Source organism: Vibrio renipiscarius (assembly GCF_000827885.1).
GTDB lineage: Bacteria > Pseudomonadota > Gammaproteobacteria > Enterobacterales > Vibrionaceae > Vibrio > Vibrio renipiscarius.
This window is the reverse complement of the sequence record NZ_JTKH01000008.1, coordinates 118,949-133,651: the sequence shown is the minus strand read 5'-3', so window position 1 is coordinate 133,651 and position 14,703 is coordinate 118,949. Positions and strand designations below refer to the sequence as shown.

Annotated in this window: 12 protein-coding genes; 9 read left to right on the top strand and 3 right to left on the bottom strand. The window is 45.2% G+C overall.

All coding sequences use genetic code 11. The features are described 5' to 3' along the window. Window positions 1–236: 236 nt before the first annotated feature. Together srmB and OJ16_RS07980 are read right to left on the bottom strand one after the other, a co-directional pair. Window positions 237–1,472, bottom strand: a complete 1,236-nt coding sequence (gene srmB / locus OJ16_RS07985) for an ATP-dependent RNA helicase SrmB (RefSeq protein WP_040989108.1) — start codon at window positions 1,470–1,472, stop codon at window positions 237–239. Window positions 1,473–1,617: 145 nt separating this feature from the next. Then, window positions 1,618–2,337, bottom strand: a complete 720-nt coding sequence (locus OJ16_RS07980) for a tRNA1(Val) (adenine(37)-N6)-methyltransferase (RefSeq protein WP_040989107.1) — start codon at window positions 2,335–2,337, stop codon at window positions 1,618–1,620. Window positions 2,338–2,646: 309 nt separating this feature from the next. Between OJ16_RS07980 and brnQ the strand changes: the two genes are divergently transcribed. The 4 genes from brnQ (at window position 2,647) to vpsR (ending at window position 8,430) form a co-directional block, all read left to right on the top strand. Beyond that, the gene (brnQ, locus tag OJ16_RS07975) at window positions 2,647–3,960 is read left to right on the top strand and encodes a branched-chain amino acid transport system II carrier protein (RefSeq protein WP_040989106.1); all 1,314 of its coding nucleotides are present in this window, start codon (window positions 2,647–2,649) and stop codon (window positions 3,958–3,960) included. 161 nt (window positions 3,961–4,121) lie between these two features. Beyond that, a protein-coding gene (prfB, locus tag OJ16_RS07970) for a peptide chain release factor 2 (protein WP_152613836.1) occupies window positions 4,122–5,220 on the top strand; the annotation gives its coding sequence in 2 pieces (ribosomal slippage) (window positions 4,122–4,196 and window positions 4,198–5,220; 1,098 coding nt in all). 34 nt (window positions 5,221–5,254) lie between these two features. Next, a complete protein-coding gene (gene lysS / locus OJ16_RS07965; protein ID WP_040989105.1) occupies window positions 5,255–6,787 on the top strand; it encodes a lysine--tRNA ligase in 1,533 nt (510 codons plus the stop codon). Between the two features lie 308 nt (window positions 6,788–7,095). Beyond that, a complete protein-coding gene (vpsR, locus tag OJ16_RS07960) occupies window positions 7,096–8,430 on the top strand; it encodes a cyclic-di-GMP-binding transcriptional regulator VpsR (RefSeq protein ID WP_040989104.1) in 1,335 nt (444 codons plus the stop codon). A gap of 71 nt (window positions 8,431–8,501) precedes the next feature. Here the strand turns inward: vpsR and tolC are convergent, their stop codons facing one another. Beyond that, window positions 8,502–9,821, bottom strand: coding sequence for an outer membrane channel protein TolC (gene tolC, locus OJ16_RS07955; RefSeq protein WP_040989103.1), 1,320 nt, complete (start codon window positions 9,819–9,821; stop codon window positions 8,502–8,504). Between the two features lie 230 nt (window positions 9,822–10,051). Here tolC and nudF point away from each other — a divergent pair, with 230 nt between their 5' ends. The 5 genes from nudF (at window position 10,052) to parE (ending at window position 14,701) form a co-directional block, all read left to right on the top strand. Continuing rightward, the gene (gene nudF / locus OJ16_RS07950) at window positions 10,052–10,681 is read left to right on the top strand and encodes an ADP-ribose diphosphatase (RefSeq protein ID WP_040989102.1); all 630 of its coding nucleotides are present in this window, start codon (window positions 10,052–10,054) and stop codon (window positions 10,679–10,681) included. Next, window positions 10,669–11,109, top strand: coding sequence for a DUF1249 family protein (locus OJ16_RS07945; RefSeq protein ID WP_040989101.1), 441 nt, complete (start codon window positions 10,669–10,671; stop codon window positions 11,107–11,109). The genes nudF and OJ16_RS07945 overlap by 13 nt, the downstream gene beginning before the upstream one ends. A 9-nt stretch (window positions 11,110–11,118) precedes the next feature. After that, on the top strand, window positions 11,119–11,940 hold the full coding sequence (cpdA, locus tag OJ16_RS07940) for a 3',5'-cyclic-AMP phosphodiesterase (protein WP_040989100.1): 822 nt from the start codon (window positions 11,119–11,121) through the stop codon (window positions 11,938–11,940). Window positions 11,941–11,977: 37 nt separating this feature from the next. Then, a complete protein-coding gene (gene yqiA, locus OJ16_RS07935; RefSeq protein ID WP_040989099.1) occupies window positions 11,978–12,559 on the top strand; it encodes an esterase YqiA in 582 nt (193 codons plus the stop codon). A 261-nt stretch (window positions 12,560–12,820) separates the two neighbouring features. Further along, window positions 12,821–14,701, top strand: coding sequence for a DNA topoisomerase IV subunit B (parE, locus tag OJ16_RS07930; RefSeq protein WP_040989098.1), 1,881 nt, complete (start codon window positions 12,821–12,823; stop codon window positions 14,699–14,701). The last annotated feature ends 2 nt before the right edge of the window (window positions 14,702–14,703 follow it).

The following is a 14,703-nucleotide window of genomic DNA, read 5'->3' as shown; positions in this document are numbered from 1 at the left end:
TGCTCTGGCGATGAGTGCTCTTGTCGCCTTGCTCTGACCCTCACTACATTGAATCTGTAGTGAGTGGACAGGTACCGTTGTCAGCGATCTTACAGTAAGGTCACAATATGAATGCCGCTTCGATTGAAGCGGTATTTTTTTGTCTGTCGAAAATGGGGAGAATCGATTTTCGACCGGTAATAAAAAAGGGTTGATGTGTGCACATCAACCCTTAGTGTTTTTAAACTCGCGAGTGTTTATTTCTTCTTGCCAGTTTTCTTTTTGCTTTTCGCTTTTACTGCAGTCTTCTTCTTATCTTCTTTTTTCTTTTTCTTGAAGATAGGTTTTTTATGCGTTGGACGCATTTCTTTTACGAAGCGCTCTTTGATGTCTTCTTTAATGTAGCGAGCGACGCGATCCAGCATTTGGTGGTCGTGTGCTTCTACGATAGAAACCGCGTTACCTTTTTTACCTGCACGAGCGGTACGGCCGATACGGTGTATGTAAACGTCAGCGCTGCGTGGCATGTCGTAGTTGATTACATGACTTACGTCAGGCAAGTCGATACCACGTGAAGCAACGTCAGTGGCCAGTAGTACATTCACTTCACCATCACGGAAACGGGCAATCGCATTGTTGCGACGATCTTGAGGCATTTCACCTTGAATCCAAGAACAAGGGATTTGCGCGCGTTCAAGTTCAGTGCGCAGCTCAGCAAGGCGTTCACGAGTTTTTAGGAAAACGATAGAACGTTCAGCTTGCTCAGTCAGAATTTTTTTCAGCAGTGCCAGTTTGTGTTCGGCGCTGTCAGCACGGTGGTACCACTGAGTGATTTTTTTGCGTTCACGACGTGAAGGATCGGCTTCGATTTCTGCTGGGTTTTTCAGTAGATCAGCGGTAAAGCCTTCAACACCACGGCCCTCTAGCGTTGCAGAGAATAGTAGTGTCTGTTTACGCCAGCGACACTCTGTCGCCAGTTTATCAACGGTTGGGCCAAAGCCCATGTCTAGCATGCGGTCTGCTTCATCTAGGATTAGCCATTCAATTGCACGGCAATCAAAACGCTCTGCCTTGATGTATTCCATCAAGCGACCTGGTGTTGCAACAACGATATCTTGCGTAGTCGCAAGAATGTCAGCGTGTTCTTGGTATTGAACACCACCAGTAATGGTAAAGATATTAAGCTTCGTGTTCTTCGCTAACGCACGTGCTTGATCGGCAATTTGCATTGCTAGTTCACGAGTCGGCGTCAAAATAAGCATACGAGCAGGTCCCGGCTTACGGCGAGGGAAGTCTTGCAGGTATTGCAGGGCAGGGATAACAAACGCAGCTGTTTTGCCTGTACCTGTTGGTGCTGAAGCTAGAATATCTCGCCCTTCTAAAGCTTGAGGAATTGCTTGAGCCTGCACTTGAGTCGGACGTTCAAAGCCCATTTCTTCAATAGCGGTAAGCAGGTTCGGATCTAAATCAAGATCTGCAAAATTTTTGATCACAGTTGTTTCTCCACAAGCCCTTCGGCGAGATTACAAAAATTAGAAGCGGATAGTTCGCGCTACCCAACATGGCTAAGTCAAAAAGTTAAGCCAAAAAATAGCCGAGTAGTATAGTTGGATTGGTGATTAGGATCACACCTTATTTCTACATCTTTAAATAAAAATCTTTAGTTAGCGCAATAAAGGCCTCTGTATAGCCTAGCTTATCACGAATTATCACGTGCTGATTTTTGCATTCCCCTGCTATTAAACTCAATTCAATCAATAGCCTATTGTCTGGTTTTGTTGGCGTAGGCTGTACTTTGCATAGGCGTGACAGCGAGAATCCAGCCTGTTCAGCAAGTTGAATAAAATGCTCTCCTTCCACAACCGGTAACACAAAGCTGGCTTTGCCGTGAGGCAGTAGTAGTGATTGGCAACATTTGAGTAAATCTTGATGGCTCAGGGTATCGGTGTGCCTCGCGGTAGCGCGTGATTGTAATTTTGTTTGTTCACCACTATTGAAGTAGGGAGGATTACAAATGATCGCGTCAAATGGTTCCTCACAGTCCATCTTCGTAATATCAGCGTGCGCGACCATAATGCGCTCAGACCAATCAGAATTTGCGACATTTAACTGCGCCGTCATCACCGCCGATGACTCAATATCGACAGCGTCGATCGTCGCGTTGTGATTGCGCTGGGCGCACATTAGCGTCAATAACCCTGTCCCTGTGCCGATATCTAAAATTCGCTGTGCATGTTCGATGTCCGCCCAAGCGCCCAATAACACACCGTCGGTACTGACCGGCATACCACATTGACCGCCTTCGATAGCAAACTGCTTGAATTTGAAACCCTTTGTTTGGCGTTGATCGTTGTTCATTAAATGTTCGGCTCTTGCTTGTTAAGTGAGTGAATAATACCAATGTAACTCGGTTGTGCAGTGTCTTTAACTTATTGTAGGATTAAATGTTAACAGTTTTATTGGTGTTTAGTTCTGGTTTGAATTTAATAACCAGTGTTATGAACTGCTTTTGGCTTCTCAATATAAATTTATATGGTGTTTTTCGCTTTTGGGTTGCGGATAGTTGAGTATTTAGTCATTATTCTGTTCTAAATTATATAGCCGAGAGAGCATTTTTGCTCATCGAAGCAGACACAACATCAATCAAACAAAAATAAAGGTTCTACTGTGAAGCAGACGTTAAAACTAACAGATATCATTGCGTTAGGCTTTATGCTTTTCGCCTTCTTTTTGGGTGCTGGTAACATCATCTTCCCACCGCTTGCAGGGCAGCTAGCGGGCGAGAATGTGCTTCCAGCGATGGGCGGTTTTCTATTAACAGCAGTGGGTCTACCTCTTCTCACCATCGTTGCTATTGCTGTTGCTGGAGGCTCTTGGGCTAAATTAACTCAGGATTTGCCTGTAAAAGCGGCAACCATCATGGCTGTGCTGATTTTTATCATCATCGGTCCTGCATTTGCAGCCCCTCGTACTGGTCTTGTGGCGTACGAAATGGCAGTAAAACCATTCTTTGCTCATGCTGAGCAAATCCACCTAACGGTGTTCTCTATTCTGTTCTTTGTGATTGCGATGTCGTTCTCATGGTCACAAGGCAAACTGATTGACATCATCGGTAAGGTTCTAACACCCGTATTGTTTATCGGCCTTATTATTCTTGCAGGTGCGGTATTCCTTGACCCACAAGGTGAGATCATTGCAGCGCAAGGCGAGTACTTAACGCACCCACTGCAAAAAGGTTTCCTTGAAGGTTACAACACCATGGATACCTTCGGTTCGTTGATGTTTGGTGTGTTGATTGTTGATGCTATTCGCAGCAAAGGCATTACTGAGCAAAAACCAACCACGCATTACCTGATCCTTGCGGGTTTGATTGCGGCAGTCGGCTTAACGTTTGTTTACGTATCATTATTCTACTTAGGTGCGACAAGCTCTGTTGTTGCGGCTGGTGCAGATAACGGTGGTTTGGTTCTGAGCCTTTATGTTCAGGCACTATTTGGTCCTTACGGTCAAATCGTACTGTCTGTCATTGTAATGCTAGCGTGTTTAACGACAGCGATTGGTCTGATTTCAGCATGTTCTGATTACTTCAGCTCACTGACGTCAATCTCTTACAAAAAATGGGTTGTGATCAACGGTGCCGCGTGTGCATTAGTGGCAAACGTCGGTCTAGCACAGCTGATTTCACTGTCTGTTCCAGTGTTATTTGCTCTTTACCCAGTGGCGATTGCGCTAGTCGTGCTAACGTTCATGCGTAAGAAGCTACCAAACACTCGTTTAGCGTATCGTGTTGTACTGCTTGTTTCTCTTTTGTTTGCACTGATTGATGCGGCAAAAATTGTGGGTGTGGATGTATCTTTCTTCAACATGTTACCGCTATTTGATGTGGGCATGGGTTGGGTACTACCAACACTGATTGCGATGATTTGCGTTTGTTTTGTTGGTAAACAAGAACAACCAGTATTGGTTGAAGAAAACGCGTAATTACCGCCGTTAAAATGATAACAATCCCCCGTAGTGCTTGACGTTACGGGGGATTTTTTTGTTTAAGCTTCTAGACTAGGCAAATAAAATTTTCCTGTATCTTCGTCACACTTTTCAGTACAATTCCACGGTTAAATTCTACTCATAAATATTGAGCCAGTATGTTTGAAATCAATCCAATTAAAAACCGTCTTCAGGATGTGTCTCAGCGCACAAACATCCTGAGGGGGTATCTTTGACTACGATGCTAAACAAGAGCGTCTAGAAGAAGTAAATGCAGAATTAGAACAGCCAGATGTATGGAACGAGCCAGAACGCGCACAAGCGTTGGGTAAAGAACGTGCATCATTAGAAGCGGTTGTGGAAACTATTGATCAGCTTGAGCAAGGTGTCGAAGACGTTGAAGGTCTTCTAGAACTTGCTGTTGAAGAAGAAGATCAAGAAACATTCGACGAAATTGAACCAGAATTAGCTGAACTTGAAGACAAGTTAGCGAAACTTGAGTTCCGTCGCATGTTCTCTGGTGACCACGATTCTTCAGATTGCTACATTGATTTACAGTCGGGTTCTGGTGGTACAGAAGCGCAAGACTGGACATCAATTATGCTGCGCATGTACTTGCGTTGGGCTGAAGCGAAAGGCTTTAAAACAGAAGTAATTGAAGTTTCAGATGGCGACGTTGCTGGCCTTAAAGGCGCGACAGTTAAAATCTCTGGTGAGTACGCTTACGGTTGGTTACGTACAGAAACAGGCGTGCATCGTCTGGTTCGTAAGTCTCCTTTTGACTCAAGCGGCCGTCGTCATACTTCATTTGCCTCTGCGTTTATCTATCCTGAGATTGATGACAATATTACGATCGATATTAACCCATCGGATCTTCGTATTGATGTATACCGCGCCTCTGGTGCGGGTGGTCAGCACGTCAACACCACCGAATCTGCGGTACGTATTACTCACGTACCAACCAATACTGTGGTGCAGTGTCAGAACGACCGTTCTCAGCATAAGAACAAAGACCAAGCGATGAAGCAGCTACGTGCGAAATTGTTTGAGCTTGAGATTCAAAAGCAAAACGCTGAGAAACAAGCCAACGAAGACACTAAATCTGATATCGGTTGGGGTAGCCAGATCCGTTCTTACGTTCTGGATGACTCTCGTATTAAAGATCTACGTACTGGCGTTGAAAACCGCAATACTCAAGCGGTTCTTGATGGCGACCTAGACAAATTTATTGAAGCCAGCCTGAAATCAGGCTTGTAAGCTTTTCACCGACTAACGACAGGATACATCGAAAATGACTGATGTTGTTCAAAACGAATCTGTACAAGAAGCTTCTGCACAAGAAGAGAATAAGCTAATTGCTGAGCGCCGCGCGAAACTGGATGCTATCCGTAAGAGCTGCAAAGCAAACGGCCACCCAAATGATTTCCGTCGTGACGCAATCGCGAGCGACCTACAAAAAGAATTCGGTGAAAAGACTAAGGAAGAGCTAGAAGCGCTTAACCATGTAGTAGCGATCGCAGGTCGTGTCATGGCGAAACGTGGCCCATTCTTGTTAATCCAAGAAACGTCTGGCAGCATCCAAGCATACGCAGATAAAGAAGTACAAAAAGTACTGAAAGAGCAATACCACGGTCTTGATATCGGTGACATCATCGGTGTTAAAGGTGCATTGCACAAATCAGGCAAAGGCGATTTGTACGTAAACATGGAAGAGTTCGAACTGCTAACTAAAGCACTTCGTCCACTGCCAGAAAAATTCCACGGTCTAACTGACCAAGAAATGCGTTACCGTCAACGTTATGTAGACCTTATCGTGAACGAAGATTCACGTAATGCATTCATTGTACGTTCTAAGCTGGTGTCTGGTATTCGTCGTTTCATGGAGTCGAAAAGCTTCATGGAAGTTGAAACGCCAATGATGCAAGTGATCCCTGGCGGTGCGTCTGCGCGTCCATTCATCACTCACCATAACGCACTTGATCAACAAATGTTCCTACGTATCGCTCCTGAGCTTTACCTGAAGCGTTTAGTTGTTGGTGGTTTTGAGCGTGTATTCGAAATCAACCGTAACTTCCGTAACGAAGGTCTATCACCACGTCATAACCCAGAATTCACCATGATCGAATTCTACATGGCGTACGCAGATTACAAAGATCTGATGGACCTAACCGAAGAGATGCTAAGCACGGTTGCACTTGAGATTCTAGGTGCTACGTCAATGCCTTACGGTGACCAAGTGGTTGAGTTCGGTGGTCAATACGCACGTATGACTATGCTAGATGCGATCAAGCACTACAACCCTGAGCACGCAGAGATCCAAGCGCTGACAGAAGAAGGCGTTCAAGATCGTGACGCGATGGTGGCTATTGCGAAATCTCTAGACATCTATGTTGAGAAGTTCTGGACTTGTGGTCAGCTACTAGAAGAGATCTTTGGCGAAACGGCTGAGCCTCAACTGATTCAACCGACGTTCATCACAGGTTACCCAGCGGACATTTCTCCACTGGCTCGTCGTAGTGATAACAACGCATTCTTCACTGACCGTTTTGAATTCTTCATCGGTGGCCGTGAAGTGGCGAACGGCTTCTCTGAGCTGAACGATGCGGAAGACCAAGATGCACGCTTTAAGTCTCAAGTAGACGCTAAAGATGCGGGTGATGATGAAGCAATGTTCTACGATGCTGACTACATTACAGCACTAGAGCACGGCCTACCGCCAACAGCGGGTCAAGGTATCGGTATCGATCGTCTAGCGATGTTATTCACCAACACGCATACTATTCGTGATGTGATCCTATTCCCAGCGATGCGCCCACAAGCGTAACAAGCTTTGAAATGAGTAGCAAAACCACCCTAGGGTGGTTTTTTTTTGCTCAAAGTTTGACATAACTATCGATAGAACACGGATCGGATGCCGTGCTTCGACGGTCGCCATGAAAAATTAAGGCATGTAATCGAAAGACTTATCGGCAATTGCCTAATTAATCGCACATCAATTTGTTAAGAGCAGAAATTATATTCTAGTCTTAATAGTGAGACAGACTATTCGCTCTGTCTCTTATATTGTACCCACTGTTGATGTGTTTTTTGTGGCACAAAAAATAGAAAACCGAATTATAAGGAAGATACTTAATGGGTAATCAATTCCGAATGGATTCTGTCCCAGGCTCATTGATTGTCGTTGGCGGGAGTTACGAGCCTTGGCTCTCTGTATTGGAGCAAGTTGGCTGGCAATGTACCCAATGTGCTGATTTGCGCCACGCCAGTACGTTGTTCTCAGAAGCGGGCCCATGTATTGGTATCGTTGATCTAAGCCACGATGAGTTTAGCCTTAATGGCATTGCTAACTTAGTGAGTAACCACAAGCAGGTGCGCTGGATTGCGTTTATTCGTGAGTCTCAGTTGAGTTCAGATACGATTTGCCAGTTTATCGTTAACTTTTGTATCGACTTCTTTACGGCCCCGATCCCCGATGCGCAATTGCTTAGCACCATTGGGCACCAACTTGGTATGCTTAAGTTAGAGAAAAAGGTTTGGCCGCATTACGGCAACAATAATGATATGGGCTTGATCGGTGAATCAATCCCAATGAAGCGCTTACGAGATCAAATTAAACGCATTGGTCCAACCGATGTCAGCATTCTTATTTATGGCGAAAGTGGGACCGGCAAAGAAACGGTCGCCAGGGCGGTACATAAAACCTCATCACGTGCGCAAAAAGCGTTTCTATCGGTTAATTGCCGTGCGATGTCTGAACGGCGTCTTGAAAGTGACTTATTTGGCATTCATCGCGATGACGTTGACGAAGCGTCAATTTTAGAACGCGCTGATGGCGGGACGATTTTATTAAACGACATTCTTACGTTGCCGAAATCACAGCAGCTTAATCTGTTGCGCTTCTTGCAAGAGGGCACGGTGGAAACGGTGAATGGCCGTAAAGAAGTGGATGTTCGTATTTTAGCGGCGAACTCAGCCGATATTGAAAAAGCCCTGATAGATGGGGATTTTAACGAAGAGCTTTACCATTATATTAATGTTTTACGCATCAATGTGCCGAGCTTGAAAGAGCGCGCAGGGGACATTGCCATTCTTGCCCGTCATTTCTTGATGGAGTACTCGCGTGAATATAATGCTCAGGCGCGCAGTTTTACCGAAGAGGCGACGCGTTCACTGACTCGTTATCATTGGCCAGGCAACGTACGTGAGCTCATGAACCAGATCAAACGCGTGGTATTGATGTCGGATACGGTGATGCTCGACGAGCAACATTTAGACTTGCCTAAGCGCAGTGATGGTAAGCGCAGTCTGAAAAATATTCGAGAACGCAGTGAAAGAGACGCACTGTTGCTTGTACTCGAGTCACATACCGGCCAAGTGTCGATGGCAGCCAAAGAGCTGGGCGTTTCGCGCGCGACCATGTATCGATTGTTGAATAAACATAATCTTATTACCGAAACGACGGTATAAGCTGAGTTTTAAACATAAAAAAGCCTGCATAATCAGCAGGCTTTTTTGATCTTACCGTGTTTTTGAGTGGATTACTTAGTCGCGGGTTTAAGACCTGCGTTGACATCTAAGATATCTTGTTCACTCAACGTACCCACCGCTTGACGCAGTTGCAGTACGCTTAGAATGTAATCGTAACGTGCGTTCGATAAGCTCTTGTTTGCATCGTATAGGCGACGCGTTGAGTCTAATACGTCAACGATAGTACGTGTGCCCACATCAAAACCAGCCTCGGTTGCTTCTAGTGCTGATTCTGCAGAGATAACAGTTTGCTCGTAAGCACGCAATGCGCCGATAGATGCACTGATGTTGTTGTTAAATGCGCGAACATCTTTCACTACGCTACGGTATGTCGCCTCAAGATCTTGGCTTGCTGCAACATAAGCAAATTCAGCTTGCTTGGTTTGCGAGGTGATATTGCCACCCGTGTATAGAGGCACCACTAAGTTAAGACCAACGTTGAAGTTACCTTCATCACCGTCAGAACTACGTTGTGTGATAGGATTTACATCGGTATTGCTGATATCACGGTAGTTGTAGCCACCATCAAGAGTCAATGATGGAAGGTGACCAGAACTGGCGAGTGAAATATTTTCTTTGGCAACATCTTGCGTAATTCGTGCTGCTAATAAGCTTAGGTTCTTTTGTCCGGCTTCATCAACTAACGTATTGATTGCTGTTGATGTTTTGCTCGCAGAGAAGCGTTTAGTATCTAATACTTCTAGGTTAGCGTGCTCTTGGCCAGTAATTTCACGTAGGCCTTCATAGCTGTTAACTAAATCATTTTGTGCCAGAACTTCGTCAGCCAATACTGAGTCGTATTGCGCTTGTGCGTCATGAACGTCAGTAATTGCCGATAGGCCCACTTCAAAACGTTGTTTGGTTTGCTCTAGTTGGCGAGCAACCGCCGCTTTCTCTGCTTGAATAAACACCAAGTTATCTTGAGCTCTTAGGACATCAAAATAGGCTTGTGATACGCGCAGAATAAGTGCTTGTTGAATGGCTGCATAAGCGGCATCCGCTTGACGAGCAGACATTTCAGAAGTATCTAGACTAATCCAGCTTGAGCGGTCGAAGAGCTCTTGAGAAAAGTTCACGCCAGCTGATAATGCATCACTATCGCTATCGCCACGAGTCAGATCATAGCCCGCAGTTAAGTTAATTTGTGGTAACAAAGTACTGCGACTTTCTTCGATTGCTTCAAAAGCGGCATCGCGTGTCGCCGCTGAGCTGAGTAGCGTAGGATCGTTTTCCTTCGCTTGGTTGTAAATTTCTGTCAGCGTATCTGCCCAAGCAGAAGTGCTAAGACTACCGAGTGCTGCACTGATAAGAAGTGGAAGCAATTTTTTCATGGGTTCGATCCCTGCCAAATAAAAAGAGGTCAATTGTTCAAGAGTTTAACTCAAATTGGCGCTAATTCACTCTAAACTTTGCAATCTTTTACAAATAATTGTCCATCTGTACAATAAAAATTGATACAACCTAAAAAAATATAGAAGAATTATATAAAAAGTTGAAGTGCGTCGATGGAACAAGCGTTGTTCTCTGAGTAAACTATAAGGTTCATGGATAGAGGTGCAAAATGCAACAAACGGATAATCAATCAACACAGTTTACAAGCGAAGATGTCGAAATTATCTCAAAAGAGACGCTGTTTCAGGGTTTTTTTAAGATGGTTAAGTACCGTTTCAAGCACAAATTGTTTGAAGGGGGCTGGAGCAAAGAGATAGAACGTGAAATGTTTGAGCGAGGCCATGCCGCCGCGCTTTTGCCTTATGACCCTAAAACTGATCAAGTTGTATTGATAGAGCAAATCCGCGTTGGGGCACTTGAGCATGCCCACCCTTGGCAATTAGAAATTGTTGCAGGGGTGATTGATCCGAATGAAACTGCAGAGAATGTGGTTCGTCGAGAAGCCAAAGAAGAAGCGGGTATCGAGATCGAGCGATTGGTTAAGATGACGTCATATTACCCATCATCGGGTGGTTGTTCTGAAAAGCTCGATGTCTTTGTTGGTGAGGTGGATGCAAGCACCGCAAGTGGCGTTCATGGTTTAGACTATGAAGGCGAGGATATCCGAGTACAGGTGGTCAGCCGAGAGCAAGCCTATCAATGGGTTGAAGATGGGCGCTTTGAAAATGGCGCGTCGATTCTGGCTTTGCAATGGCTACAACTAAACTATCAACGAATAAAGAGCGAATGGGACAAGTAACGAATAATAGAACATACCATGTTGATTTGGCTGAGTTAATGCGTGTTTACGAGACGAATTACGCCAAATTAAATGCATTAATACCGACACAACCAAGTGTTGGGGATGTGCGCTGCTACCAAGCCGCCAGTATGTCTTATCAAATACTCGTGGGAGAAGTCACAAAGTACACAACTTTGGTTGATATTTGTCAAAGTGATGACGTTCCTGTGTTTCCATTGCCAAAAATGTCTGTCAGGCTCTACCACGACGCTCGTGTAGCGGAAGTGTGTAGTAGTGAATATTTATCGCGAGTGAAAGCGCGATATGATTACCCGAACGATAAAATGGTTCAAAAAGATGAAAAAGCGCAATTGAATCGTTTTTTAGGTGATTGGTTGTCGTTTTGTTTAAAGCATGGCATTAGCCGTTCACCATTGAATACCTAGGTTTTATTAGTGAAAGTTACGTCAGACTCATCAGTTACAGACATAATTAAGCTCGTGCAGCTCACCGATACTCACTTGTTTGCGGCAGAGGACGGCAGCCTGCTTAGCGTCAATACAAATGACAGCTTTTCCGCCGTTGTTGAAGGGATTCATCAGCAAGGTTTTGATTTTGAGTTTCTTCTGGCGACAGGGGATATTTCTCAAGATCACTCTGAAGTGTCATACCAGCGATTTGCACAAGGTATTGAGCGGTTGGAAAAACCGTGTTTTTGGCTGCCAGGTAATCATGATTATAAGCCGAGTATGGGGTCGGTATTACCGTCTCCGCAGATCGTGCAAACCGAATCCACATTGTTGGGTGAGCATTGGCAATTGATCTTGCTTGACTCTCAAGTTGAAGGCGTGCCGCATGGTCGGTTGAGTCAACAGCAACTTGACTTGCTTGATACACAGTTACGTTTACATCCAGAGCGTCACAGCTTGGTATTGTTGCACCACCACCCAATATTGGTTGGGAGCGCTTGGCTTGATCAACATACATTGAAAGACGCAGAACAATTTTGGCAAATTGTCGAAAAACACGATAACGTACGTGCGATACTGTGCGGGCACGTACATCAAGATATGCAAGTGGTTCGAAGTGGCGCCACAGTGATGGCGACGCCATCGACTTGTGTACAATTTAAACCGAATAGCGATGACTTTGCATTAGATGCTTGTTCTCCGGGTTGGCGAGAGCTAACCTTATACGCTGACGGTCGATTTGAGACGCAAGTTCAGCGTTTAGCTGATGGTCTATATCTACCTAATTTTGATTCGAGCGGTTATTGATTTCGCCGCTCATCTTCGCTTTATTGAGAGATACGCAATGAAACCTTCACTGTTGCTCTATATCCATGGCTTTAATAGCTCTCCTTTATCTCATAAAGCAAATGTTATGGTGCAGTATTGCGCCGACAACCGACCTGATATCAAGGTTGTGGTCCCTCAACTTCCTTGCTTTCCTCAACAAGCTGCAGAGTGCCTCATGTCGTTTATTGAGCAGTACCAGCAAGATTATCAAATTGGTCTGGTGGGCAGCTCACTAGGCGGTTACTTGTCGATGTGGCTTAATGCTCAATTTGGTTTCAAAGCCGTTGTTGTTAACCCTGCCATTAAACCTTACGAGCTACTCTTGGACTATCTTGGTGAGCAAGAAAATCCATACACACACGAACATTATGTCTTGCAAGCACACCATATCGAGGAGCTTAAAGCACTCGATGTTACCCAGTTAAAGAATCCAAGTGACTTTTGGCTATTGCAGCAAACGGAAGATGAAGTGCTCGACTATCGCCAAGCGGTAGAGAAATTTGTTTTAGCAAAACAAACCGTCGAAATAGGGGGTGATCATAGCTTTGTTGATTTTGAGCGCTACCCTGAGCAAATTATCCAGTTCCTAGCGTTGTAACCTGTGATTTGTCCTTTTCTGTAAAAAATGAATTGCTGAAACTTTTGCTATTCATTGAGGGAAGAGTCATAAATTTGCTTGTTACTAACCTATCTCACTTGACATAAACTGGTCTCTTTCAGACTATGTTCCCCTTGTACTATTGCAGTTGAAAAACGCTGAGAGATTCAGCGTTTGTGATGTTTTTTAACCAATATCACCGGTGCCATTGAAGCGCTCTGCATAGTAACCATTAAATCTCTATAAACGATATTCCGTATTATGACTGAACAATATAATGCCGGAGCCATTGAGGTTCTTAATGGCTTGGAGCCAGTACGTCGCCGACCTGGGATGTATACGGATACAGCGCGTCCAAACCATTTAGGCCAAGAAGTAATCGACAACAGTGTCGATGAAGCGCTCGCCGGACATGCCTCTAAGGTACAAGTAATTCTTCATGCCGATCAATCATTAGAAGTAATTGATGATGGTCGCGGCATGCCTGTCGATATGCACCCTGAAGAAAAGATATCAGGTGTGGAGCTTATTTTCTGTAAGCTTCATGCGGGTGGTAAGTTCTCGAATAAAAACTATCAGTTTTCAGGCGGCCTGCACGGTGTTGGCATCTCGGTAGTGAATGCGCTATCGAAACGCGTTGAAGTGACGGTTCGCCGTGACGGTCAAATCTATGAAATGGCCTTTGAACATGGCAACAAAGTAGAAGAGTTGACGGTGACTGGCACCTGTGGTCGCCGCAATAAAGGCACCAGTGTCCACTTCTGGCCAGATACCAGCTACTTTGATTCGCCGAATTTCTCGGTCACACGTTTGGTGAATAACCTGCGTGCGAAAGCGGTATTGTGCCCGGGTTTAGAAATTACCTTTACAGATAAAGTAAACAATCAAGATCATCGCTGGTATTACGAAGATGGCTTAACGGATTACTTAGCTGAAGGGGTAAAAGGCTACCCAGTACTGCCGGAAGTGCCATTTACGGGCGAGTTCTCCGCTGAAACAGAAGCGGCCCATTGGGCGGTGATCTGGCAGCCAGAAGGCGGTGATATGATCACCGAAAGCTACGTGAACTTGATCCCAACGGCGCAAGGCGGCACGCATGTGAACGGTCTTCGCCAAGGCTTGCTAGACGCAATGCGTGAGTTCTGTGAATTCCGCAACCTGCTTCCTCGTGGTGTTAAGTTAACGGGTGACGATGTCTTTGACCGCTGTTCTTACGTTCTGTCCGTTAAGATGCAAGACCCGCAATTTGCTGGCCAAACGAAAGAGCGTTTATCTTCGCGTCAAACCGCAGCCTTTGTTTCGGGTGTCGTTAAAGATGTATTTAGCTTGTGGCTAAATGAAAAACCACAACTGGCGGAATTGCTGGCTGAAACTTGTATTGCCAATGCGCATCGCCGTATGCGTGCAAGCAAAAAAGTGGTGCGTAAGAAAATTGCCTCGGGCCCAGCCTTGCCAGGCAAACTGACGGACTGTTCAGTACAAGATCTTAGCCGCACTGAAATCTTCTTCGTGGAAGGGGACTCGGCAGGCGGTTCAGCAAAACAAGCGCGTGATCGTGAATTCCAAGCGGTGATGCCACTGCGCGGTAAAATTCTAAACACTTGGGAAGTGGCAGCGGATCAGGTGCTTGCTTCACAAGAAGTGCATGATATTTCGGTTGCTTTGGGTATTGATCCTGATAGCGATGATTTGAGCGGTTTACGTTACGGTAAAATCTGCATCCTTGCCGATGCGGACTCGGATGGTCTTCACATTGCCACGCTATTGTGTGCACTGTTTACTCGCCATTTCCGAGCATTAACAGAAGCGGGTCATATCTACGTGGCAATGCCTCCACTTTATCGAATCGACTGTGGCAAAGAAGTGTTTTATGCTCTTGATGACGATGAAAAAGAGGGTGTTTTAGAGCGACTATCAAAGAAAAAAGCCAAAATTAACGTGCAACGATTTAAAGGTCTGGGTGAGATGAACCCACTCCAGTTGCGCGAAACCACCATGGATCCAAATACGCGTCGTCTGGTTCAGTTAACCATTGATGACGAAGAAGCGACGATGGAAATGATGGATATGCTGCTGGGTAAAAAACGTGCGGATGATCGTCGCGCGTGGCTACAAAGCAATGGCGATTTGGCAGAGGTTTAACG

Bases quoted from the DNA above. Each gene is read 5' to 3' on its own strand.
- OJ16_RS07980 (WP_040989107.1), bottom strand. From the start codon at position 2,337: ATGAACAACGATCAACGCCAAACAAAGGGTTTCAAATTCAAGCAGTTT.
- lysS (WP_040989105.1), top strand. From the start codon at position 5,255: ATGACTGATGTTGTTCAAAACGAATCTGTACAAGAAGCTTCTGCACAA.
- vpsR (WP_040989104.1), top strand. From the start codon at position 7,096: ATGGGTAATCAATTCCGAATGGATTCTGTCCCAGGCTCATTGATTGTC.
- tolC (WP_040989103.1), bottom strand. From the start codon at position 9,821: ATGAAAAAATTGCTTCCACTTCTTATCAGTGCAGCACTCGGTAGTCTT.
- nudF (WP_040989102.1), top strand. From the start codon at position 10,052: ATGCAACAAACGGATAATCAATCAACACAGTTTACAAGCGAAGATGTC.
- OJ16_RS07945 (WP_040989101.1), top strand. From the start codon at position 10,669: ATGGGACAAGTAACGAATAATAGAACATACCATGTTGATTTGGCTGAG.
- yqiA (WP_040989099.1), top strand. From the start codon at position 11,978: ATGAAACCTTCACTGTTGCTCTATATCCATGGCTTTAATAGCTCTCCT.
- parE (WP_040989098.1), top strand. From the start codon at position 12,821: ATGACTGAACAATATAATGCCGGAGCCATTGAGGTTCTTAATGGCTTG.